Annotated in this window: 25 protein-coding genes; 15 read left to right on the forward strand and 10 right to left on the reverse strand. The window is 70.2% G+C overall.

Annotated features, from left to right (window positions below; genetic code table 11):
* Positions 1 to 27: 27 nt before the first annotated feature.
* The 5 genes from GGR66_RS20690 to GGR66_RS20710 all read left to right on the forward strand — a co-directional run bounded on the left by GGR66_RS20690 (position 28) and on the right by GGR66_RS20710 (position 3,537).
* Positions 28 to 429 (forward strand): MliC family protein, encoded by a 402-nt coding sequence (locus GGR66_RS20690; RefSeq protein ID WP_184450399.1) that lies wholly within the window; start codon positions 28 to 30, stop codon positions 427 to 429.
* A gap of 114 nt (positions 430 to 543) precedes the next feature.
* The gene (gene motA / locus GGR66_RS20695; protein ID WP_160968126.1) at positions 544 to 1,398 is read left to right on the forward strand and encodes a flagellar motor stator protein MotA; all 855 of its coding nucleotides are present in this window, start codon (positions 544 to 546) and stop codon (positions 1,396 to 1,398) included.
* A 7-nt stretch (positions 1,399 to 1,405) separates the two neighbouring features.
* Positions 1,406 to 2,602 (forward strand): flagellar motor protein MotB, encoded by a 1,197-nt coding sequence (gene motB, locus GGR66_RS20700; RefSeq protein WP_184450401.1) that lies wholly within the window; start codon positions 1,406 to 1,408, stop codon positions 2,600 to 2,602.
* Positions 2,603 to 2,706: 104 nt separating this feature from the next.
* Positions 2,707 to 3,243 (forward strand): hypothetical protein, encoded by a 537-nt coding sequence (locus GGR66_RS20705; RefSeq protein WP_184450403.1) that lies wholly within the window; start codon positions 2,707 to 2,709, stop codon positions 3,241 to 3,243.
* A 9-nt stretch (positions 3,244 to 3,252) separates the two neighbouring features.
* Positions 3,253 to 3,537 carry a DUF4031 domain-containing protein gene (locus GGR66_RS20710; protein WP_160968132.1) on the forward strand — a complete coding sequence of 95 codons (285 nt, stop codon included), beginning with the start codon at positions 3,253 to 3,255 and terminating at the stop codon, positions 3,535 to 3,537.
* A gap of 128 nt (positions 3,538 to 3,665) precedes the next feature.
* Here GGR66_RS20710 and GGR66_RS20715 read toward each other — a convergent pair whose 3' ends face one another.
* Positions 3,666 to 4,205 carry a hypothetical protein gene (locus tag GGR66_RS20715; protein WP_184450405.1) on the reverse strand — a complete coding sequence of 180 codons (540 nt, stop codon included), beginning with the start codon at positions 4,203 to 4,205 and terminating at the stop codon, positions 3,666 to 3,668.
* A gap of 146 nt (positions 4,206 to 4,351) precedes the next feature.
* Here GGR66_RS20715 and GGR66_RS20720 point away from each other — a divergent pair, with 146 nt between their 5' ends.
* Complete coding sequence (locus GGR66_RS20720; protein ID WP_048492240.1) at positions 4,352 to 4,594, forward strand: DUF3297 family protein; 243 nt, start codon at positions 4,352 to 4,354, stop codon at positions 4,592 to 4,594.
* Positions 4,595 to 4,670: 76 nt separating this feature from the next.
* On the opposite strand, the gene GGR66_RS20725 is transcribed toward GGR66_RS20720, so the two are convergent.
* The 3 genes from GGR66_RS20725 to GGR66_RS20735 all read right to left on the reverse strand — a co-directional run bounded on the left by GGR66_RS20725 (position 4,671) and on the right by GGR66_RS20735 (position 7,476).
* Complete coding sequence (locus GGR66_RS20725; protein ID WP_184450407.1) at positions 4,671 to 5,432, reverse strand: ABC transporter permease; 762 nt, start codon at positions 5,430 to 5,432, stop codon at positions 4,671 to 4,673.
* Positions 5,429 to 6,376, reverse strand: coding sequence for an ABC transporter ATP-binding protein (locus GGR66_RS20730; protein ID WP_184450409.1), 948 nt, complete (start codon positions 6,374 to 6,376; stop codon positions 5,429 to 5,431). Before GGR66_RS20730 ends, GGR66_RS20725 begins: the two co-directional genes overlap by 4 nt.
* 170 nt (positions 6,377 to 6,546) lie before the next feature.
* Positions 6,547 to 7,476 carry a DMT family transporter gene (locus tag GGR66_RS20735; protein WP_184450411.1) on the reverse strand — a complete coding sequence of 310 codons (930 nt, stop codon included), beginning with the start codon at positions 7,474 to 7,476 and terminating at the stop codon, positions 6,547 to 6,549.
* Between the two features lie 111 nt (positions 7,477 to 7,587).
* On the opposite strand from GGR66_RS20735, the gene GGR66_RS20740 reads away from it, so the two are divergent.
* Positions 7,588 to 8,067, forward strand: a complete 480-nt coding sequence (locus GGR66_RS20740) for an Lrp/AsnC family transcriptional regulator (protein ID WP_184450413.1) — start codon at positions 7,588 to 7,590, stop codon at positions 8,065 to 8,067.
* Between the two features lie 167 nt (positions 8,068 to 8,234).
* On the opposite strand, the gene GGR66_RS20745 is transcribed toward GGR66_RS20740, so the two are convergent.
* Positions 8,235 to 9,872, reverse strand: a complete 1,638-nt coding sequence (locus GGR66_RS20745; RefSeq protein WP_160968144.1) for a Na+/H+ antiporter — start codon at positions 9,870 to 9,872, stop codon at positions 8,235 to 8,237.
* A 164-nt stretch (positions 9,873 to 10,036) separates the two neighbouring features.
* Here GGR66_RS20745 and GGR66_RS20750 point away from each other — a divergent pair, with 164 nt between their 5' ends.
* Positions 10,037 to 10,705 (forward strand): class I SAM-dependent methyltransferase, encoded by a 669-nt coding sequence (locus GGR66_RS20750; RefSeq protein ID WP_184450414.1) that lies wholly within the window; start codon positions 10,037 to 10,039, stop codon positions 10,703 to 10,705.
* 309 nt (positions 10,706 to 11,014) lie between these two features.
* A complete protein-coding gene (locus GGR66_RS20755; protein WP_160968148.1) occupies positions 11,015 to 11,605 on the forward strand; it encodes a fasciclin domain-containing protein in 591 nt (196 codons plus the stop codon).
* A 121-nt stretch (positions 11,606 to 11,726) separates the two neighbouring features.
* On the opposite strand, the gene GGR66_RS20760 is transcribed toward GGR66_RS20755, so the two are convergent.
* The 4 genes from GGR66_RS20760 to GGR66_RS20775 form a co-directional block, all read right to left on the reverse strand.
* On the reverse strand, positions 11,727 to 13,169 hold the full coding sequence (locus tag GGR66_RS20760) for a UdgX family uracil-DNA binding protein (RefSeq protein ID WP_184450416.1): 1,443 nt from the start codon (positions 13,167 to 13,169) through the stop codon (positions 11,727 to 11,729).
* Positions 13,170 to 13,225: 56 nt separating this feature from the next.
* Entirely contained in the window at positions 13,226 to 14,470 is a 1,245-nt protein-coding gene (locus tag GGR66_RS20765; RefSeq protein ID WP_184450417.1) for a putative DNA modification/repair radical SAM protein, read from the reverse strand.
* Positions 14,471 to 14,564: 94 nt separating this feature from the next.
* Positions 14,565 to 15,371, reverse strand: a complete 807-nt coding sequence (locus tag GGR66_RS20770) for a class III extradiol ring-cleavage dioxygenase (RefSeq protein ID WP_160968154.1) — start codon at positions 15,369 to 15,371, stop codon at positions 14,565 to 14,567.
* Positions 15,372 to 15,401: 30 nt separating this feature from the next.
* Positions 15,402 to 15,803 carry a DoxX family protein gene (locus tag GGR66_RS20775; RefSeq protein ID WP_184450419.1) on the reverse strand — a complete coding sequence of 134 codons (402 nt, stop codon included), beginning with the start codon at positions 15,801 to 15,803 and terminating at the stop codon, positions 15,402 to 15,404.
* Positions 15,804 to 15,910: 107 nt separating this feature from the next.
* Between GGR66_RS20775 and GGR66_RS20780 the strand changes: the two genes are divergently transcribed.
* Both GGR66_RS20780 and GGR66_RS20785 read left to right on the forward strand, forming a co-directional pair.
* Positions 15,911 to 16,816 (forward strand): LysR family transcriptional regulator, encoded by a 906-nt coding sequence (locus tag GGR66_RS20780; RefSeq protein WP_160968158.1) that lies wholly within the window; start codon positions 15,911 to 15,913, stop codon positions 16,814 to 16,816.
* A gap of 107 nt (positions 16,817 to 16,923) precedes the next feature.
* Entirely contained in the window at positions 16,924 to 17,493 is a 570-nt protein-coding gene (locus GGR66_RS20785) for a flavodoxin family protein (protein ID WP_160968160.1), read from the forward strand.
* Between the two features lie 205 nt (positions 17,494 to 17,698).
* On the opposite strand, the gene GGR66_RS20790 is transcribed toward GGR66_RS20785, so the two are convergent.
* Positions 17,699 to 18,610 carry a LysR family transcriptional regulator gene (locus tag GGR66_RS20790; protein ID WP_184450421.1) on the reverse strand — a complete coding sequence of 304 codons (912 nt, stop codon included), beginning with the start codon at positions 18,608 to 18,610 and terminating at the stop codon, positions 17,699 to 17,701.
* 144 nt (positions 18,611 to 18,754) lie between these two features.
* Between GGR66_RS20790 and GGR66_RS20795 the strand changes: the two genes are divergently transcribed.
* From GGR66_RS20795 to GGR66_RS20810, 4 genes are all read left to right on the forward strand, one after another.
* Positions 18,755 to 19,822: an aldo/keto reductase gene (locus tag GGR66_RS20795; protein ID WP_184450423.1), complete on the forward strand. Its 1,068-nt coding sequence runs from the start codon at positions 18,755 to 18,757 to the stop codon at positions 19,820 to 19,822.
* A gap of 32 nt (positions 19,823 to 19,854) precedes the next feature.
* Positions 19,855 to 20,274, forward strand: a complete 420-nt coding sequence (locus tag GGR66_RS20800) for a carboxymuconolactone decarboxylase family protein (protein WP_255421818.1) — start codon at positions 19,855 to 19,857, stop codon at positions 20,272 to 20,274.
* A 53-nt stretch (positions 20,275 to 20,327) separates the two neighbouring features.
* Complete coding sequence (locus tag GGR66_RS20805; protein WP_160968166.1) at positions 20,328 to 21,323, forward strand: aldo/keto reductase; 996 nt, start codon at positions 20,328 to 20,330, stop codon at positions 21,321 to 21,323.
* A gap of 64 nt (positions 21,324 to 21,387) precedes the next feature.
* Positions 21,388 to 22,089, forward strand: coding sequence for a glycosyltransferase (locus GGR66_RS20810; protein WP_184450425.1), 702 nt, complete (start codon positions 21,388 to 21,390; stop codon positions 22,087 to 22,089).
* Positions 22,090 to 22,338: the final 249 nt, after the last annotated feature.

A 22,338-nucleotide genomic window follows, 5' to 3' on the forward strand; every position in this document is an offset into this window, starting at 1 on the left:
CCGCGCCGCCATAGGGAGACCACCGGTATGCGTACCCCGTTGCTTCCCCTCCTGCTCCTGCCACTGGCCCTGAGCGCCTGCCAGCGCAGCCCCACCCCACCGCCGGCGCAGACCACGCCGACAGCAGCCACCCCTTCGCCCGCCGCCGCGCCCGGCCTGCAGGCCGATGCCCTGCCCATGCAATGGCGCTGCGGCGAGGAACTGGTGCAGGCGGCGGCCGATCCGGCGCGCGAGCGGCTGGCCCTGCAGGTGCGCGGCACCCGCCTGGACATGCAGCGCACCGATGCCGGCGCCGCCACCGGCGCGCGCTACGCCGACGCGCTGGGAAACACCTTCTGGCAGTCGCAGCCGGACCAGGCCACGCTGACCCTGGCGGGTGTGGGCGAGACGCTCAAATGCGTCCGCCACGACAGCGGCATGACCGGTTGAGCACCCGGTCCGCCACCCACACCGCCAAAAACCCGGCACAGTTCACACCTTCAGAATGGCGCGGTGGGGCCGACATCTAGGGCGTCCCCGCTTCGGCCCGCAGGCTGCCCCGCCATGCTCATCATCGTTGGCTTCATCGTCGTCATCATCAGCGTGGTCGGCGGCTACGTGCTGTCGCACGGCAAACTCGGCGCGCTGTGGCAGCCCTACGAGCTGATGATCATCGGTGGCGCGGCGCTGGGCGCGTTCCTGGTCAGCACCCCGGGCAAGATCGTCAAGGCCACCATCGCCGACGTGATGGGGGTGTTCAAGGGTCCGAAATACAAGTCCGACGACTACCGCAGCACCCTGACCCTGATCTACGAACTGCTGAACAAGGCGCGCCGCGACGGCTTCATGGCCCTGGAAGACCACGTCGAGCGGCCGGCCGACAGCGCGATCTTCGGCAACTACCCGAAGGTGCTTGCCGACCATCACCTGCTCGACTTCATCACCGACTGCCTGCGCCTGATGATCGGCAGCAACATCGAGCCGCACGAACTGGAACCGCTGCTGGAACTGGAGCTGGAGAAGCACCACCACGAGGCGATGGCCCCGGCGCATGCGCTGAGCAAGGTGTCCGACGGCCTGCCCGGCTTCGGCATCGTCGCCGCGGTACTGGGCATCGTGATCACCATGGGCGCGATCGGCGGCCCGATCGAGGAGATCGGCCACCACGTCGGCGCGGCGTTGGTCGGCACCTTCCTCGGCATCCTGATGGCTTACGGCTTCGTCTCGCCGCTGTCGGCGGCGATGGAAGCGCGCGCCGAGCAGGACAGCCGCATCTTCGAATCGGTGAAGACCGCGCTGCTGGCCTGCCTGCGCGGCTACAACCCGAAGATCGCCCTCGAATTCGCGCGCAAGACCCTGCCGACCGACGTGCGGCCGAGCTTCGCCGATTTCGAAACGCACCTGAAGACGATCAAGTAACGCCGCCATGGCCGAGACCAAGCCCACCGTCGTCATCCGCCGGGTCAAGAAGGTCCAGGGCGGCGGCCACCACGGCGGCGCGTGGAAGGTGGCCTATGCCGACTTCGTGACCGCGATGATGGCGTTCTTCCTGGTGCTGTGGCTGGTCGCGGCCACCACCAAGGAACAGCGCGCGGCGATCGCCGAATACTTCCGCAATCCCAGCCCGCTGGCCGGCAAGAGCCCGGCGCCGAGCCCCGGCATGGCCGGCCCCGGCGGCGCCAGCACGTCGATGATCAAGCTCGGCGGCGCCGGCGAGATGCAGCGCGGCAACAACAAGGATCCGTTCGGCAGCAAGAGCCTGAAGGGCGACGACAACAGCAAGAGCAGCCAGCGCGAGAAGGAAAAGGAGCGCCTGGAAACGCTGATGCAGGAGCTGAAGCAAGCCATCGACAAGAGCCAGGCGCTGGAGCCGTTCAAGGACCAGCTGCTGCTGGACCTGACCCCGGACGGCCTGCGCATCCAGATCGTGGACAAGGAGAACCGGCCGATGTTCGACCTCGGCAGCGCGGTGCTCAAGCCCTATACCCGCGGCATCCTCCACGAGCTGTCCGGCTTCATCAACCAGGTGCCCAACCACATCAGCATCACCGGCCATACCGACGTCACCCAGTACAGCGGCAAGAACGGCTACAGCAACTGGGAGCTGAGCGCGGACCGCGCCAACGCCGCGCGCCGCGAGCTGGTCGCCGGCGGCATGGGCGAGGACAAGGTCTCGCGCGTGGTCGGGCTGTCCTCGTCGGTGCTGTTCGACAAGCAGGTGCCGAACAACCCGATCAATCGCCGCATCAGCATCGTGGTGATGACCAAGGATGCCGAGGACGCCGCCACCGCCGACGGCGACCATAGCGTGGCCCTGGGCACGGTGCAGCCGGACGCCGACACCAAGGTGCCGGACCTGAGCGCCGCGGCGACGGAAGCGGCCGCAACACCGGCCGCCGGCAAGGGCGCGCCCGCGGCGGCGCCTGCCGCCACGCCTGGCGCGGCCCCGGCGGCACCGGCTGCGACACCGACCAAGGCCTCGGTGCAGATCGCCGAGCCGCGCACGACCTCGCCGGAGGCCGCGGCCGCCGCCGCACGCGACGCCTTGCGCAGCATCAACGGCGGCGCACCGGTGACGGCCGCCGCCGGCAGCGGCGGGGCCGAAGCGGCCAGCGCACGCTGATCGCGGCGGCACATCCGGCGGCCAGTGGCCGCACCGCGCTGGCCCGGCAGGACCGTACACGGCGCGGCGCTTACAATGGCCGCCACTTCGCCAACGAGACCGCCGTGTCCAAGCAATCCAAAGCCAAGCGCGACAAGCGCAAGAAGCAGCAGTCGCCGCGCCCCTTCGCCCGCCTGGGCCGCGAGCAGCCCATCGCCAACCATGCCGTGCTGCAGGACCAGAGCGGCCGCGTGCTGGCCGCGATCGGCCTGCAGGGACGCCAGTGGTTGCTGGCGGTCGGCGGCCAGACCATGGGCAATGCCGACAATCCGGTGCCGATGCTGGCGATGCTCAAGCACCTGGCCAACCTGCAGGAGCAGGAAGGCAACACCATCACCCTGGAATACTCGACGCAGCTGCAGCAGATGATCGACGCGCTGGCGGCCGAGGCCGGCCAGACCCCGGCCGAGTACCTGGACGCGCTGGTCGCCGAGTTCGCGGCTGGCGACGGTGCGGCAGAGACTGCGGACGAGGACGAGGACGAGGACGGGACCGACGCGGACGACGCGCCGGAGACGACCGGTGCCGCGCCGGCGCAGGCCGACAGCAGCGCGGCGCCTGACGCCGCGGCGGATGCCGACGGCACGCACAAGCCGGCCTGACCGGACCCGATGGCGGTCTACATCGACGACGCGGTGCATCCCTGGCGCGGCCAGCGCTGGGGTCACCTGCTCGCCGACACGCTGGACGAACTGCACGCCATGGCGGCGCGGCTGGGCATTCCCCGCCGCGCCTTCCAGAACAAACTCAGCGGCGCGCACTACGACGTGCCGGCGCCCCTGCGCGACGAAGCGATCCGCCTGGGCGCGGTGCCGGTGTCGCGGCACAGCGATCGCGAACTGCTGAAAGCCCTGATCCGCCATGCGCGTGCGCAGGCGCGCGGCGAGGCGCAGTGAGCGATGCCACCGCGTCCGCCAACGCGCTTTTCGTAGGAGCGGCTTCAGCCGCGACTGGCGTTCCCGGGAAAGCCTGTCGCGGCTGAAGCCGCTCCTACAGCACGCCCGCAGCGCCGACTGACGTCTGCCTAGAACGGATCGCTGCCCGGTCGCAGGTCGATGCCCAGGATCGCAGCCAGGCGCTGCATGTCCTGGTCGTCGCGGCTGAGCGCCATCCAGCCGGCGCGGATCTCGCTGCCGGCGTCCCAGCACCAGATGCTGTAGCCGTGCTCGCGCAGGCGGTCGTAGGCCACGGCCAGCAGCGAGGCGCTGTCGTGATCCTCGAGGAAATCGGCGTCGTCGATGTCGCCGCCCCAGTCGATGCGCAGGTTCCAGCGCGCGGCCAGTTCGTCGATCGCGCCGATCAGCGCCTCGCAGTCGTGACCGTCGACGTAGAAGCCCGCGCGCCAGTCGATCGCGTCCTTCAGCGTCCACAGCCAATCGGCGTTCTCGCGCTCTGCCTCGCCGGCCGCCTCGCGGTAGGCGTCGAACTGGCGCAGCGCGCTTTCCTCGTCGCCGGGGTTGATCAGCAGCAACAGGTTCCAGATCAGGCCCTGCTGGGTGTCCGGATCGTCGTCGTCGCCGAACAGGTCGTCGGGATCGTCGTAGTCGGCGCTGTTGTCGGGCATGGCGGCGGATCGGGCATCACGGGGGAGCGCCAGTGTGCCGCGCCCGGCGCGGCGACGGAAGCGCGGAACTCGGCAACGGCGCCGCGGGCGTTTATCCTTCGCAGCCCGGAAGACGGCGCTGTCCGCCGCCACGCGAAGCCACCACGATGTCCGACACGCCCCCCGACCGCCTGGCGGTCAGCCCGCAGAGCCCCTTCCACGATGCCGAGACGCTGTCGCGCGGCGTCGGCATCCGCTTCAATGGCGTGGAGCGCGACAACGTCGAGGAATACTCGATCAGCGAAGGCTGGATCCGCGTGCAGGTCGGCAAGGCACGCGACCGCCGCGGCAATCCGATGACCATGAAGGTCAAGGGCCAGGTCGAAGCCTTCTGGCTCGACGCCAAGTAAGCGCGACCGCCGACAGGCACAGCGCCTGCCGGCACATTGCGGTGGCCGGCCGCACGCCGCGGCCCCGGCTACCGCCTCAGGGCTTGAGCCGGTAGCCGCTGCGGAAGATCGCCCAGATCACGCCCAGGCACAGCGCCAGGAATCCCAGGGTCATGCCCACGCTGACCGCGATGTGCACGTCGGCCTTGCCGTAGAACGCCCAGCGGAAGCCGCTGACCAGGTACACCACCGGGTTGAACAGGCTGATCTTCTGCCACAGCGGCGGCAGCATGTTGATCGAGTAGAAGCTGCCGCCGAGGAAGGTCAGCGGCGTGATCACCATCAGCGGGATCACCTGCAGCTTCTCGAAGCCGTCGGCCCACACGCCGATGATGAAGCCGAACAGGCTGAAGGTCAGCGCGGTCAGCACCAGGAAGCCGAACATCCACAGCGGATGCGCGATCTCGTACGGCACGAAGGCGCGCGCGGTGAGCAGGATCAGCAAACCCAGCAGCACCGACTTGCTCGCCGCCGCGCCGACGTAGCCGATCACCACCTCCCACCACGCCACCGGCGCCGACAGCAACTCGTAGATGGTGCCGGCCCAGCGCGGCATGTAGATGCCGAACGAGGCGTTGGAGATGCTTTCGCTGAGCAGCGACAGCATCACCAGCCCGGGGATGATGTAGGCGCCGTAGCCGATGCCGTCGATGGCGCCCATGCGCGAGCCGATCGCCGCGCCGAACACCACGAAGTACAGCGAGGTCGACAACACCGGCGAGGCGATGGACTGGGTCAGCGTGCGGAAGGTGCGCGCCATCTCGAAGCGGTAGATCGCGGCGATCGCGTGCAGGTTCATGCGCGCACCTCCGCAGCGGCGGCGGCCGGCCGCACCAGGTTGACGAAGATCTCCTCCAGCGAACTCTCGCTGGACCGCAGGTCCTTGATCTCCACGCCCTGCGCCTCCAGTTGCCGCAGCAGCGGGCCGATGCCGGTCTGCGCGGCCTGCGCGTCGTAGGTGTAGGTCAGCGTCGCGCCGTCGGCGGACAGTTCCAGCGGCTGCGCCGCCAGCGCCGGCGGCAAAGCCGGCAGCGGCGCCTGCAGGGTCAGCGCCAGTTGCTTCTTGCCGAGCTTGCGCATCAGCGTGCGCTTGTCCTCCACCAGCAGCAGTTCGCCGCGGGCGACCACGCCAACGCGGTCGGCCATGTCCTCGGCCTCCTCGATGTAGTGCGTGGTCAGGATGATGGTGGTGCCCTGCTCGCGCAGGCGCCGCACCATCTGCCACATGTCGTGGCGCAATTCCACGTCGACACCGGCAGTGGGTTCGTCCAGGAACAGGATCGACGGCTCGTGCGCCAGCGCCTTGGCGATCAGCACGCGCCGCTTCATGCCGCCGGAAAGGGTGGAGATCTTGCTGCCGCGCTTGTCCCACAGCGACAGTTCGCGCAGCACCCGCTCCAGGTGGGCGTCGTCGCGCGGCTTGCCGAACAGGCCGCGGCTGAAGCGCACCGTCGCCCACACCGTCTCAAACGCATCGGTGGCCAGCTCCTGCGGCACCAGGCCGATCTTGCTGCGCGCGGCGCGGTAGTCGCGCACGATGTCGTGGCCGTCGGCCAGCACCCGGCCGCTGCTGGGCGTGACCAGGCCGCAGACGATGCTGATCAGCGTGGTCTTGCCGGCGCCGTTGGGACCGAGCAGGGCGAAGATCTCGCCGCGGCGGATCTCCAGATCGATGCCCTTGAGCGCCTGGAAGCCCCCGGCGTAGGTCTTGGTGAGCTGTTGCACGGAAATGATCGGCGACACGGGAACTCCCTGAGCGGCGCAGCGACTGCGGTACGGCCCCCAGGGTAGAAGCCCGGTCGTGATGGATAAATCCCGATCTGGCGGAAGCACTCTCCCGGATGCGGGACAGTGCGCCAGCCAGTGCCTGCAAACGCTGACGACGCCGCCGTGGTCGCCGCGCCGAACGCCGGCTAGCGTTCGCCGGTATCGAGGCTGCCGGTGGCCGGTCGCGCAGGGCGCGGCAAGGGCAGCACGCGCCAGCCGAAGTTGACCCCGGCCGCCGCCAGCAGGATCAGCAGCGCCCCGAGCACCTGCGTCCACGCCAGCGACTGCCCGAAGGCGATGCGATCGACCACGATCGCCACCACCGGATAGATGAACGACAGCGTCCCGATCATCGCGGTGGGCAGTTTCTGGATCGCGCCGTACAGCAGCACGTACATCACGCCGGTGTTGACCACGCCGAGCACGACCAGATCCAGCCATTGGCCCGGGCGGGTAGGCAAGGCATCGAAGTGCACGAACGGGGCCAGCAACACGATGCCGATCCCGAGTTGCAGCAGTGCGAGCAGGTGCGGTGGCGTGCCTTTCAGGTGCTTGGTGACGATCGACGACACCGCGTACAGAAATGCGGCGCCCAGCGCCAGCGCGACGCCCTGCAGGTATTCGCCCGGCACCGCGAGCACCGCCGGCGCGATGCGCACCACGCCCACCAGGCCGACGAACGCCACCGCCAGCCACGCCACGGTCGAGGCGCTGATGCGCTCGCGGAACACGATCGCGCCGAGCCCGACCAGCATGAACGGCTGCGTGTTGTAGACGGCGGTGGCCATCGAAATCGAGGCGCGGCCGTAGGCGGCGAACAGCAGCAGCCAGTTCGCCACGATGGTGACGCTGCCGAGCAGCACCAGTGCCAGCATCGGCGGCGAGAACGCCTTGCGGCGCAACAGGCCCAGCGCCGCGCAAAGGATGAGCAGGGTGGCCGCGCCGAACACGCAGCGGAAGAACACCACGTTGACCGGCGACTGCCGCGACGACATCACCAGCCAGCCGATGGTGCCGGACATGAGCATGGCCACGACCATCTCGGCCGCACCACGGCGAATTTCGTTGGACGCCATCCCGGTTCCTTTCAACGCTGCGAACGACAGCCATTGTAGAAACCGGGATTCCGCGAAAACATGCTTAAACTTAAGCTTATCCCGCAATCTTCCTGCGAAACAAAGGTCGCAATGCAAAACCGCCTTTCCCCACTCGCCGTCGCCCCGCTCGACGCGATCGACCGCGCCATCCTCGCCGCGCTGGCGCAGGATGCGCGCATGGCGACCAGCGAGCTGGCCAGGCAGATCGGCCTGTCGGCGCCGGCCACCGCCGACCGCGTGCGCCGGCTGCAGCACCAGGGCGTGATCGCCGGGTTCACGGTCGAACTCGACCCGCGCGCGCTCGGCTACACCTTGCAGGCGATCGTGCGGGTGAAGCCGCTGCCCGGACAGTTGCACCTGGTGGAGGAGTTGCTGCAGCGCATTCCGGAATTCGTCGAGTGCGACAAGGTGACCGGCGAAGACTGCTTCATCTGCCGGCTGTACCTGCGCGACATCGAGCACCTGGACAGCATCCTGGCAAAAGTCACCGATCGCGCCGAAACCAATTCCGCCATCGTGAAGTCGACCCCGGTCCGCAGGCGGCTGCCGCCGCTGGTCGAGGACGCCTAGCGCGATGCGCTAGCCGCGGGGCTTGCGACAGACCATGCAGCGCAGAGGCGCAGGCTGGCGTGCGCCATGGAGGGCAGAGGGCGAAGAACACCAAGCCGGCGCGAGCTGGGACGGCACCAGGAACCCGCTTTCACCAATCCCGAATCCCGACTCCCCACTCCCGGCCCTCAGCTCTTGCGCCGCGCCTCCAGCAGATCCAGGTTGCGGATCAGCCGGCGCGCGATCTCGTCGGAGATCTTGCGCTGGCGGGTCAGCTTGAACAATTCCTGGCGTTCGGCCTGCAGGCCTGCATGGCGCAATTGGCGCAGCACCGCATCCAGGCGCCGCGCCTCCTCCGGGTCGCTCTCCATCGCCTCGCCGTGATCGAGATGGCGCTGGTACAGCGCGCTGACCCGGTTGGCGGCCTCGTTGTAGAGATCGGCGTGCTCGCTGTCCTGCACCAGCCGCTGGCGCAGCTTCTCCACCGCCGCCAGCGCCGCGCGCGAGGACTCGCGCCGCGCCAGGTCCTCTTCCCGCTGGTCGTTGGGTTCTTCCGGCAACGCCAGGCCGCGCAGCAGCCGCGGCAGCCCGATGCTGGCGACCAGCAGCGAGGTGACGATCACCGCGCTGGCCAGAAAGATCGCCAGGTCGCGCGCCGGAAACGCGGCGCCGCTGGGCAGGGCCAGCGGCAGGGTCAACACGCCGGCCAGGGTGATCGCGCCGCGCACGCCGGCCAGCGAGGTCGCCACCACGATCCGCCACGGCGGGCTCTGCCGGTCCTCGCCGCGGCGGCGCGCCTTGAGCAGGGTCCAGCGCAGCGACAGCCACACCCACAAAAAGCGCAGCAGCAGCAGGCCGACGTAGATCGCCAGCGCGTAGGCGGGCAGCCACCACGGATTCAGGTGCCCGGCTTCGTCCATGTTGTGCATGGCGCCCTGCACGATGCCCGGCAACTGCTCGCCGAGCAGCACGAACATGATGCCGTTGAGGGTGAACTGGACCATGTCCCACACCGCCGAGCGCTGCACGCGCATGCTGCCCGGGGCGCGGCCGCTCAGTTCCACGTAGCTCATGGCGATGCCGGCGGCGACCGCGGCGAGGATGCCCGAGGCGTTGATCGCCTCGGCCAGCAGGTAGGCGGCGAACGGCAGCAGCAGGTTGACCAGGATCGCCGCCCCCGGCTCCTCGCCGACCTGGCGCCACACCCAGCGCTGCGCCAGGCTGGTGCCCACCACCACCGCGATGCCGGCGGCCACGCCGACCAGCGCCACCCACAGGAAGGTCAGCGAGGCGTCGGCCAGCGAGAACGTGCCGGTGATCGCCGCGGCCACCGCGAACTGGAAGCAGACCAGGCCGGACGCGTCGTTGAGCAGCGACTCGCCTTCCAGGATGTGCATCAGCCGCTTGGGGATCGGCGCGCGCGCGGCGATCGAGGACACCGCGATCGGGTCGGTCGGCGACACCACCGCGGCCAGCGCGAACGCCACCGCCAGCGGCATGGTCGGGATCATCCAGTGGATCAGGAAGCCGGCGCCGAGCACCGTGAACACCACCAGGCCCAGCGCCAGTTCGAGGATCACGCCCTTGTCGCGGAACAGGCCCTGCTTGGGGATGCGCCAGCCGTCCAGGAACAGCAGCGGCGGCAGGAACAGCAGGAAGAACAGCTCCGGCTCCAGCGCATAGCCCTTCTTGAACACCCCGGCGATGATCGCGCCCAGGCCGATCTGCACCAGCGGCAACGGCAGCGAGAACGGCAGGACGCGCACCAGATAGCCGCTGGCGACCACCGCCAGCAACATCGCCAAGACCACTTCGATCGAATGCATGCTCGTCCGACAGCGGCGCCACGCAGGCGGCGCCGCCCATGAATGGGGGGAGCCTGCAAGCAAAGCGCACCGCGGCGGCGATGTCCAGTGGCGCGGCGGGCGTGTGCGGCTACTATCCTGCTGCAGGCCGGTGGTGGACACCGGCGCCTTCCGCCGGAGACCGCATGCTCACCATCCAGGAACTCAACCGCTTCATCGATGTGCAGGCGGCGGAAGGCAGCGTCCAGCGGGTCTGGGACCTGATCGGCGACCACTTCGTCCAGGCCCAGGCCAGCCTGCCGGCCGAGCACGCGATGGAGCGGCGCGAGCTGTCCTTCCACGACCATGTGCGGCTGCTGGGCTACCTGTGCCTGCTGCTGGAGGGCGTGCCGGGCGACCTGGTGGAGATCGGGGTCTGGAAGGGCAAGTCGCTGGTGCTGATGAACGAGGTCTGCGGGCGCGAGCGCCGGGTGATCGGCATGGATCCGTTCGCGTTGCCGAACCAGTTCGAGGAATTCAACCACTACCGGCAGCAGTTGCTGCCCAATGCGCGCTTCATCCGCGGCTATTCGGAGTTCTGCGCCGAGCATTTCTACGCCATGGAGCCGAAGGTGGCGCTGTTGCACATCGACGGCGGGCACACCGGGCGCAATGTGCTGCTGGATTTCCTGCTGTACGGACCGAGTGTCGTCTCCGGCGGGTTCGTGGTGTTCGACGACTACGGCGACTGGGAATACTCACCGGAGGTCGGCCCGGCTGTGGACCTGCTGCGCGCCGCCGGCTACTTCGGCGACTTCCACGTGCTCGGCTGCGCCCACGGCTTCGAGAACAGCTACGTGCTGCAGCGCCGCTGAGCCGAGGTGCTGAATCTGTCCAGCGCTCACCAGCGCTGGAAGGTGGCGGCGCCGGCATGGACGGTTGACGACGCAACGTCTTCGTTTAGGCACATCGTACGCATTGCCGCCGTACGGCCTGTTTGCTCCAGCGCGTGCGTCATCATGCGCGCAGCGCATGGCTGGACCGCGCATAGCGCGTGCGTGCCCAACCGGCAGCGACCTCCGTTCATCATTATCTGGACGGCGTGATGCAACCGCGCCGGCGCAGCGCGCGTAAAGACAGGTGCACGGCCGACTGGCCGCGCATCCCTTTCAAGGAGCAAGCCCATGAAGATCCACTTGCTGTCCCTGGCCCTCGCCGGCCTCGTCTCCCTGCCTGCCATGGCCGCCCCCAGCCAAACCGCGATGCACGACCACGCGGCGATGAGCGAGGCCAAGCCGAATCCGATGGTCGGCGGCGCGCCGATGTACGCCACCAAGGACATCATCGACAACGCGGTCAACTCCAAGGATCACACCACCCTGGTCGCCGCGGTCAAGGCCGCGGGCCTGGTGGACACATTGAAGGGCGCCGGCCCGTTCACCGTGTTCGCACCGACCAATGCCGCCTTCGCCGCCTTGCCGGCGGGTACCGTGGACACGCTGCTCAAGCCGGAAAACAAGGAAAAACTGACCCAGGTGCTGACCTACCACGTGGTCCCGGGCAAGCTCGATGCGGCCGCGCTGCTGGCGCAGATCAAGGCCGGCGGCGGCAGCGCCAAGCTGACCACCGTGCAGGGCGAAACGCTGATCGCCAAGACCCGCGGCGGCAAGGTCACCCTCACCGACAGCAAGGGCAACACCGCGCACGTCACCACCGCCGACGTGATGCAGAGCAATGGCGTGATCCATGTGGTGGACAAGGTTTTGATGCCGTAAGCACACGTCGGGGGGTGCATTGGCATCGCGGGGGCGGCTACGGCCGTCCCCGTTTTGCACGTGCACGCGGCCGACCACGAGGGCGCTCCGCCGACGAGGACCGCGCCACGCGCACAGGGCGTCAGTCGCCGGCACCGCCTGCATGCGGCATCGGCACCTGCGCTGCCAGCACGCGCAAGTCGCGCACGAAGCCCTGATAGGCGGCCTCGCCCGCCTCGCCGCCACGCTGGCGCAGCACCCACGACGGATGCACCGTGGCCAACGCGCGGGTGCCATCGTCCAGCGCCTGCCACTGCCCGCGCTGGGCCATCAGCGCAAAGCCGCTGCCCAGCACCGCACGCGCCGCGGTCGCGCCCAGGCACAGCACGATGCGCGGGCGCACCCGCGCCAGTTCGCCGGCCAGCCACATCCGGCAGGCCTCGACGTGGGCGCGCTCGGGATTGCGGTGCAACCGCGCCTTGCCGCGCTGCTCGAAACGGAAATGCTTGACCGCGTTGGTGACGTACATGCCTGCACGGTCGACACCCAGCTCCTGCAACGCGCGGTCGAACAGGCGCCCGGCCGGGCCGACGAAGGGACGCCCGCTCAGGTCCTCCTCGTCGCCGGGCTGCTCGCCCACCACCATCACTGCCGCATCCTGCGGGCCTTCGCCGAACACGGTCTGGGTCGCCGGCTGCCACAGCGGACAGCGGCGGCAGTCGCGCGCCGCCGCGCGCAGCGCATCGAGGCTGTCGTCGGCGGCCACCACCGGCGCCGGTGCCGGCGCGGGAATGCGCCGCCGCACCGGCTCGGGCGCGCGCTCGGCCATCTCGCGCACGCGCTGCCCGGCATCGCGGATGAGCGTGGGCAGCAGCTGCGCCTCCGGCAGATGCTTCCAGTATTTCTGCGGCATCTCCTGGCGCATCATCGTCGGGTTGAGCCGTGCCGGGTTGAAGATGTTGGCGTAGTAGGTGCGCCACAGTGCGTCCTGCGCATCGTCGGCCGGCGCATCGGCGCGCTGCGCGCCGTCGCCGAACCGCAGCGTCTCGCCGTCCCAGCGCACGCTGCGGTACGGGGTGAGGATCGCCCAGCGCATGCCGGCGAAACGGCGCGCGAAGAACGGCGCCACGCGATCGACGATGTGGTGCTCCGGCTCGAACCAGGCGATGTACGCCTCCTGCTCGCCGGGTACCTCGCGGAAGCGCACGAACGCCTTCATCTTGTGGCTGTCGCGGCGCACTGCCTGCGCCCATTGCTGCGCGCGGTGCACGTCGGCATCGGTGACCCGCTGCAGCAGCGCGCGCTCGCCGCCGGCGATGCGCCACAGCAGGCGGTACAGCAGCGCATGCCGCTGCGGATCGCGATGGCACAGCACCGCACCGGCCAGCGCCAGGAACTCCGCCGACACCCGCGGCGGCTGGACCTGCGCAGGCAGCGTCGCGACGTCGGTCCCGACCAGCAGGCCGCCCTGCGCATCGCCATCCCAGGCCAGCGTCTCCGGCGCCACCTGCGCGCACCACGCCGCCCGCGCCACCGCCCGCCATGCCTCCAGGCTCCACGGCGGCACCACCTCAGCCTGAAACATGGCCCGCCCCGCGTAGCGCTCCGACGCCGCGAACGCAAAGGACCGCGCCCATCGCGTCAGTCAAACAACCCACCCTGCCGCGGCGCTGGCGCCAGCTGCGCGCGCAGCCGTTGCGGATCGTCCAGCCGCTGCCGCGGATGGTGGTCGAGCACACTGACGAACGGCAGCAGTTTCTTCAGCGGCACCCGCAACCGCGCCAGGTCCTCGACCCGCAGCCGCGCATGCCGCCGCGCCAGCAGCAAGCGCTCGACGTTGCGCGTGCCCAATCCCGGCACGCGCAGCAACAGTTCGCGCGCGGCAGTATTGAGATCCACCGGGAACCGTTCGGGGTTGCGCAGCGCCCAGGCCAGCTTGGGGTCCACGTCCAGATCGAGCATGCCGCTGGTGGTGGGCGGAGCGATCTCCTCCACCGAGAACGCGTAGAACCGCAGCAGCCAGTCGGCCTGGTACAGGCGGTGTTCGCGCTGCAGCGGCGGTGCCTGCAGCGGCAGCTTGCTGGAGGCGTCGGGAATCGGACTGAACGCGGAGTAGTAGACCCGGCGCAGGCGATAGTTGCCGTAGAGATTGTGGCTGGTGTGCAGGATCGCGCGGTCGTCGGCGCCGTCGGCGCCGACGATCATCTGCGTGCTCTGCCCGGCCGGGGCGAAGCGCGGCGGCTTGGCGCGCACCCGCGTCTCGGCCTTGCGCGCTTCCTTGCTCTCCTCGATGCGCCAGCGCAGCTCGCCCATCGCCGCACGGATGCCGCCGACGTTCTTCTCCGGCGCCAGTTGCGCCAGGCCGCGCTCGGTCGGCAACTCCACGTTGATGCTGAGCCGGTCGGCGTAGCGGCCGGCGGCGGCGAGCAGTTCCGGCGCCGCGTCGGGAATGGTCTTGAGATGGATGTAGCCGGCGAAGCGGTGCTCCTCGCGCAGTTGCCGCGCCACTTCCACCAGTTGCTCCATGGTGTAGTCGCTGTTGCGGATGATGCCGCTGGAGAGGAACAGGCCTTCGATGTAGTTGCGCTTGTAGAAATCCAGGGTCAGCTTGACCACTTCGGCCGGGGTGAAGCGCGCGCGGCGCACGTTGCTGGACACGCGGTTGACGCAGTACGCGCAGTCGAACACGCAGAAGTTGGTCAGCAGGATCTTCAGCAACGACACGCAGCGCCCGTCGGGCGTGTACGAATGGCAGATGCCCATGCCCTCGGTGCTGCCGATGCCGCCGCTGCGCAGCGAATGGCGCTTGTCGGCGCCGCTGGAGGCGCAGGACGCGTCGTACTTGGCCGCGTCGGCGAGCACGGCGAGTTTTTCGAGGGTATTCACCGGCCGACGATGCCGGGTCCGCGTCTCAAACGGTGAGATGCGGATGCGCTGCGGCCTTCACCGCGATGAACCGCTCAGTCGACGCGCCCGGTGTTCAGGCCGCGGCACGCGCCACAGCGCCGTCGAAGCGGTAGATGTCCATCGCCAGCAGGCCAGCGTCGATGCCGGCGTCGATGCGCTGCGCGCCAAGCCCCTCCGCGCCGGCCGCGCCCATCGCCACGTAGATCGGCAACCAGTGCTCGTCGGTGGGATGCGCACGCGCGGCGAACGGGGCCTGCCGGCGGTAGTCGAGCATCGCCGGCACGTCGTCGCGGCGCAACGCCTGCTCGGTCCATTCGATGAACGGACGCACGTAGGGCACCTCCTTGCCCTCGGCGTAGCGGCCGAAGTCGTGCAGGTTGTGGGTGATGCTGCCCGAGCCGATCACCAGCACGCCGTCCTCGCGCAGCGGCGCCAGCGCGCGGCCCAGCGCCAGGTGGTGCTCCGGCCCCAGCTCGGGCTGGATCGACAGCGGCACCACCGGGATGTCGGCCTGCGGGTACAGCAGCGACAGCGGGACCCACACGCCGTGGTCCAGGCCGCGGCGCGGGTCCAGTACCGGCTGCAGCCCGGCCTGTTCCAGCAACTCGGCGACCTGCTCGGCCAGTGCCGGCGCGCCCGGCGCCGGGTACTGCATCGCATGCAGCGCCTGCGGGAAACCGCCGAAGTCGTGGATGGTCTGCGGCTGCGCCGCGGCGCCGACCAGCGGCCGCCGGCCCAGCCAGTGCGCCGAGGCCAGCACGATGGCGCGCGGCCGCGGCAGCGTCGCCGCCAGTTCGGCCAGGCGCGTGCCGACCAGGCCGGGCTGCAACGCGGTCATCGGCGAACCGTGCGAGATGTACAGGGAAGGCAGGCGGGACATGGGAGGTCTCCGGAGGAAGGAGCGCTGCGCTCAGCGCGAGCGCAACGCGAAGCGGCCGTCGCCGATCAGGAACAGCACCGCCAGCGCCAACGCCCAGAACGCCGGGTACTCCCAGCCGCCGCCGGGATTGGCGAAGCCGAAGCCGTTGGCGCCGTGCACGCTGACGATGGTGCCGAGCAGCAGCGGGATGCCGAGCAGTCCGACCCAGCGCGCGTACACGCCGAGCAGCAAGGCCGTGGCGAGGGTGAATTCCAGCGCCATAGCCACATAGCCCAGCCCGCCGGGCAGGCCGAGCGACACGAAGTAGGCGGCGGTGCCGGCCGGGGTGAACACCAGCAGCTTGGTCAGCGCATGCACCAGGAACAGCGCGCCCAGGGCCAGGCGCAGCAAGGTGGCGCCGTAGGGCGCCAGGCGGGAGACGGGAGCGGACATGAAGGATCTCCGACAGCGGTGGGATGGGGAACGCTGCACAGGCTATTCCCATCGCCACCATGGATAAATTACCTTTATTCCGAAGATTAATTTCAGGATGCGCAACAATGGATACGCTGGATGCCATGCGGGTGTTCGTCGCCGTGGTCGACCGCAACGGCTTCAACGCCGCCGCCGACGCGCTGGGCATGTCCACCGCCAGCGTCACCCGCCAGGTGGCGTGGCTGGAGCAGCGCCTGGGCTCGCGCCTGCTCAACCGCACCACGCGCCGGGTCAGCCCGACCAGCGTCGGCGCCGCCTACTACCAACGCTGCCAGCTGCTGCTGGCCGAGTTCGACGATATGGAAGCGGCGGTCGGCGAGCAGGCGCTGACGCCGTCCGGCACGCTGCGGATCAACGCCCCCTTCAGTTTCAGCGTCGCCCGGCTCGGGCCGCGCCTGGCCGGCTACAGCGCGCGCTATCCGCAGGTCGCCCTCGATCTGTCGCTGTCCGACCGCCTGGTGGATATCGTCGAGGAAGGCTACGACCTGGCGATCCGCATCACCCGCCAGGTGGCGCCGACCTTGATCGCGCGCAAGCTCGGCGAAGTGCAGGCCTTCCTGTGCGCGTCCCCAGCCTACCTGGCGCGCGCCGGCGCCCCGCAACTGGCGGCCGACCTGGCCGGCCACGCCTTCCTCAGCTACAGCTACGTGCAGGACGACCTGACCCTGCACGGCCCCGACGGCGCGACCCAGGTGCGGGTGGCCGGCACCCTGCGCGCCAACTGCGGCGACGTGCTGCGCGAGGCGGCCATCGCCGGCATGGGCATCACCGTGCAGCCGGACTTCATGGCCGAGGCGGCACTGGAGGACGGACGCCTGGTGCGGGTGCTGCCCGACCACGAGATCGGGCCGATCGGCGTGTACGCGGTGTACGCCAGCCGCAGCCACCTGGCGCCGAAGGTGCGCAGCTTCATCGACTACCTGGTCGAAGTGGGCATCGACAGGGCGATGCGCTCCCCGGCCGAGAGCTGAACCGCGGCGCGCGGTCGGACACAACATCCCGCCGATGGCGCTGATCGCGGCGGCCGCGCATGCGCACAATGCCCGCGCTTTTCCCCCACACCCTCAGGAGTCCGCGCATGAGCAAGATCGCGATCGTCTACTTCAGCGGCTACGGCCACACCGTCAAGCAGGCCGAGGCCGTGCACGCCGGCGCCGCCAGCGTCGGCGAGGCCACGCTGTACCGCATCGACCAGGACGGCAACCTGCCCGACGGCGCCTGGGAGGCCATCGGCCAGGCCGACGCCATCATCTACGGCAGCCCCACCTACATGGGCGGCCCGGCCTGGCAGTTCAAGAAGTTCGCCGACGCCAGCTCCAAGCCGTGGTTCTCGCAGGCCTGGAAGGACAAGGTCGCCGCCGGCTTCACCAACTCGGCCTCGGTCAACGGCGACAAGTTCGCCACCATCGGCTACTTCTGGACCCTGTCCCAGCAGCATGGCCAGATCTGGGTCGGTACCGGCCTGCTGCCGTCCAACACCAAGGCGCACGGCCCCGACGACGTGAACTGGACCGCCGGCTCCGGCGGCGCGCTGGCGATCTCGCCGTCCGATGCGTCCCCGGACGAGGCACCGCGCAGCGGCGACCTGGAGACCGCGCGCCTGCTCGGCAAGCGCGTGGCCGAGTTCGCGGCCAAGCTCAAGGGCTGAGTCCGTCGGGTGCCGCCCGCGAAGGGCGGCACCCTGCGCCCCTATCGCAAGCGGTCTCTGGGCGACGCGACGCCCCTCGGCGCCCGGCCTTGCCGGTCGGGCGCTGCTCCTAGCCGCGCTACGATCGCGGCTGCGGTTGCGGCACTGCCGCCTATCCTCTTTGTCCCCACGTCGCAATATGCCGGCCACCGGCCTGCGCCGCGCTCTACGCAGCGCGGCCGGCCGCGTGCGCTGCGCGCAGGTGATCGATGAACACGCGCAGCTTCGGCGGCAAGTGCTCGCGCGCCGGGTAGTAGATGTGCCAGCCGGCGAACGGCGCGTGCCAGTCGTCCAGCACCCGCTGCAGGCGGCCGGCGGCGACGTCGGCGGCGACCTGCCATTCGAACGCTTGCCCCAGGCCCAGCCCGCGGCACGCGGCGTCCAGGCCGACCAGGGTGTCGTTGACCACCAGCCGCCCGGTGACTTCGACCAGGAAATCGTGGCCGTCGCGGGTGAATTCCCAGGCCTGCAGGCGACCGTCGGTGCGGCGCCAGCGGATGCAGTCGTGCTCGGCCAGTTCGGCCGGTGTGCGCGGTGTCCCGTGTGCGGCGAAATACGCCGGCGCGGCCACCACGGTCTGCCGCTGCGGCGGACCCACCGGCACCGCGATCATGTCGCGCGCCAGGCTCTCGCCCAGGCGAATGCCCGCGTCGAAGCCGCCGGCGACGATGTCGGCCAGGGTCCGGTCCGAGTACAGCTCCACGCTGACCTCCGGATAGCGCGCCAGGAATGCCGGCAGGTGCGGGCACACCAGTTGCTCGGCGGCCACCAGCGGCAGGTTGATGCGCAGCGTGCCGGCCGGGCGGTCGCGCAGGAAATCCAGGTCGGCGAAGGCCGCGTCGATCTGCGCCAGGCCCGGCGCCACCCGCTGCAGGAAGCGCTCGCCGTGCTCGCTCAGGCCGACCCGGCGGGTGGTGCGGTTGAGCAGGCGCGCGCCCAGTTGCGCCTCCAGCGCGCGCAGCGTCTGCGACAGCGCCGAGGGCGAGACGCCCAACTCGGCGGCGGCACGGGTGAAGCTGCCATGGTGGGCGACGCGGACGAAGGCGACGACGGCGGACAGCGGCGGGGGACGGTGCATGGCGAGCGGGCAGCAGTAGAGGACGGACGCGTCAGGTGCGCCAGCATTGTTTAGCACACCTTCAAAGCACATGCGGATTACCCGGATTTATCCATGACAACGTGGCGCCTACAGTGCCCGCACCCTCACCTGGAGACCGCCGCGATGGCCCTCGATCACTACCGCCTGCTCGGCCGTTCCGGCCTGCGCGTCAGCCCGCTGTGCCTGGGCACCATGACCTTCGGCGCCGACTGGGGCTGGGGCGCGGACGCCGACGAGGCGCGCCGGCTGTTCGACCTGTACGTGGAGGCCGGCGGCAACTTCCTCGACACCGCCAACATCTACACCAACGGCAGCGCCGAGACCCTGCTCGGCCGCTTCGTCGCCGGCCGCCGCGACCGCCTGGTGATCGCCAGCAAGTTCGCGCTCAATCCCTTCCCCGGCGATCCCAACGGCGGCGGCAACCACCGCAAGGCGCTGCTGCGCTCGGTCGACGCCAGCCTGGCGCGGTTGGGCACCGACTATCTGGACCTGCTGTACCTGCACGCCTGGGACGGCACCACCGGCATCGACGAAGTCATGCGCGGTTTCGACGACCTGGTGCGCGCCGGCAAGATCCTCTATGCCGGCATCTCCGACACCCCCGCCTGGCAGGTGGCGCGCATGCAGACCCTGGCCGACCTGCGCGGTTGGACGCCGTTCGTCGCCCTGCAGATCGAGTACTCGCTGGCACAGCGCACGGTCGAGCGCGAACTGGTGCCGATGGCCGAGGCGCTGGGCATGTCGGTGCTGGCCTGGTCGCCGCTGGCGATGGGCGTGCTCACCGGCAAGTACGGTGCCGCCGATCTGGCGCGGGTGCGTGCGGCCGCCTCCGGCGGCGCCCAGGTCGATGGCGTGGGCCGCGCCGAGGTCGCGCATTCGCAACGCACCTTCAACGAACACGCCCTGGCGGTGGCCGAGGTGGTGGTGACGCTTGCCGCCGAGTTGCAGCGCTCGCCGGCGCAGGTGGCGCTGGCCTGGCTGCTCGCGCGCGGGGCGATGCCGATCGTCGGCGCGCGCAGCGTGACGCAACTGCAGGACAACCTGGGCGCACTCACCCTGCACCTGGACGCCGAGGCACTGCAGCGGCTGGACGCGGCCAGCGCGATCGAACTGGGCTTCCCGCACGACTTCCTGGCCTCGCCGAATCCGCAGGCCTTGCTGAGCGGTGGCACCCGCATCCAGCCGCGCTGAGCGCGGCGACCTTCGCACACGAGGACCGTCCCATGACATCCACCACCAACACACTGCCGAGCAGCATGACCCTGGCCGACGCCGAAGCGGCCGGCATCGCCCAGATCGCCGCCTTGATGGGTGCGCAGCAGGGCGCGGCGATCCGCGCCCTCGCCGACGATACGGACACTGCGCTCACCGGCCGCGGCGCGGCCATCGCGTTCGGCGAGATCTATCGTCCGGGCACCGCGTTGGAGCTGAAGACCCGCGAGCTGGTCACGGTGGCGGTGCTGGCCAGCCTCGGCCACGCCGAACCGCAACTGCGCGTGCACCTGCGTGCGGCGCTGGCCGCCGGCGCCAGCCGCGCGGAGATCTTCGCGGTACTCGACCAGTTGTACGCCTACGTCGGCTTCCCCACCGCGCTCAATGCCCTGGCCGTTGCCCGCGAGGTCCTCGGCGAATCCTCACCCTGAGCGAACCGCCCTGCGGCCACGCTCTCCCTCCCCTCCCCCTCAGGAGCATCTCCATGCAAACCCGCACCCTCGGCCGCAACGGCCCCCGCGTCTCCGCTCTCGGCCTCGGCTGCATGGGCATGAGCGCGTTCTACGGCGGCCGCAGCGACGACGCGGCTTCGATCGCGGTCATCCATGCCGCGATCGAGCACGGCGTCAGCCTCATCGACACCGCCGACATGTACGGCCCGCACACCAACGAAGTGCTGGTCGGCAAGGCGCTGGCCGGGCGCCGCGACCAGGTCGTGCTGGCGACCAAGTTCGGCATCAAGCTCGACCCCAACGACCCGACCGCGCGCGGCATCGACGGCCGCCCGGAGTACGTGCAGTCCGCCTGCGAGGCCAGCCTGCGCCGGCTCGGCGTGGACCATATCGACCTGTACTACCAGCACCGGGTGGATCCGAACGTGCCGATCGAGGACACGGTCGGGGCAATGGCACGGCTGGTGGAACAGGGCAAGGTGCGTTTCCTCGGCCTGTCCGAAGCCGCCGCAGGCACCATCCGCCGCGCGCATGCGGTGCATCCGATCACCGCGCTGCAGAGCGAGTATTCGCTGTGGTCGCGCGACCCGGAACACGACGGCGTGCTGGAGACGGTGCGCGAACTGGGCATCGGCTTCGTGCCTTACTCGCCGCTGGGCCGCGGCTTCCTGACCGGCGCGATCCGCTCGCCGGAGGATTTCGAGGCCGACGACTACCGGCGCCATTCGCCGCGCTTCCAGGGCGAGAACTTCGACCGCAACCTGCAGCTGGTGGAGCGGGTGCGCGAGCTGGCCCAGGCCAAGGGCGTGACCCCGGGCCAACTGGCGCTGGCCTGGGTGCTGGCGCAGGGCGAGGACCTGGTGCCGATCCCCGGCACCAAGCGCCTGGCCTACCTGGAAGAGAACCTGGGCGCGCTGCAGGTGAAGCTGAGCGCCGAGGAGCTGGCGCAGATCGAGGCGATCTTCCCCGCCGATGCCGCCGCCGGCCATCGCTACCCAGCCGCGTCGCGCGGCGCCCTGCAGGGCTGAACCGCGCCCCCGGCCGCGGCGCGGGTCGATTGCCCGCGCCGCGCCGGCCCCGCATCATGCGGGGGTGATCTCCTTCATCGTCCCCGCGCACGACGAAGCTGCCCTGATCGGCGACACGCTGGCCTCGCTGCACGTCGCCGCCCAGGCGCTGCGGCTGAACTGCGAGACGCTGGTGGTGGCCGATGCCTGCAGCGACGCCACCGCCGAGATCGCGCGCCGGCACGGCGCGCAGGTGCTGGAGGTGGAGTTGCGGCACATCGCCGCCGTGCGCAATGCCGGCGCCGCCGCCAGCCGCGGTCGCCATCTGCTGTTCGTCGATGCCGACACGCGGGTCAACACCCCGCTACTGGCGGCGGCGCTGCGCGCGCTCGGCACCGGTGCGGTCGGCGGCGGCGCGCAGGTGCGCCTGCTCGGCGACGTCGCCTGGTACGAACGCCTGGCCCAGGCGCTGTTCGGCTGGCTGTTCCGTTGCACCGGCATCGCCCCCGGCTGCTTCCTGTTCTGCACGCGCAGCGCCTTCGTCGCCGCCGGCGGCTTCGACGAGCGCTACTACGCCGGCGAGGACGTGGCGCTGAGCCGCGCACTGGCGCGGCAAGGACGCTTCGTGATCCTGCGCGAGCCCGTGCACACTTCCGACCGCAAACTGCGCAGCTTCAGCAAGCGCGAGCACCTGGGACTGCTATTGCAGCTGCTGCGCCGCGGCCGCGGCATGCTGCGCTCGCGCGACGCGCTCGGCTTCTGGTACGGGCAGCGCCGCGGGCCTTAGGGCGTGTCATCCATCCCCGAGCATGCCGCGCCGCGATTGCGCGCGCCTGTGGCAAGGAAGAGCGAGGAAGTGGACGTGCGTCCACGCCCGAGCGATGACGCCGCCATGGGCGCGCCCAACCGCGGCCCTTCGGGTTGGGCCTGGCAGGCGCGCGGCCGGCGCCGCGCGGCTTGACCTGACGGCCAGTCAGGCGCTGCGCCACGCAACGCCGGCCGCGCGCCTGCCAGCCCCAACGCGGCATACTCGGGA

Origin of the sequence: Xanthomonas sp. 3498, from assembly GCF_014199795.1 — a bacterium.
GTDB classification, from domain to species: Bacteria; Pseudomonadota; Gammaproteobacteria; order Xanthomonadales; family Xanthomonadaceae; genus Xanthomonas_A; species Xanthomonas_A rydalmerensis.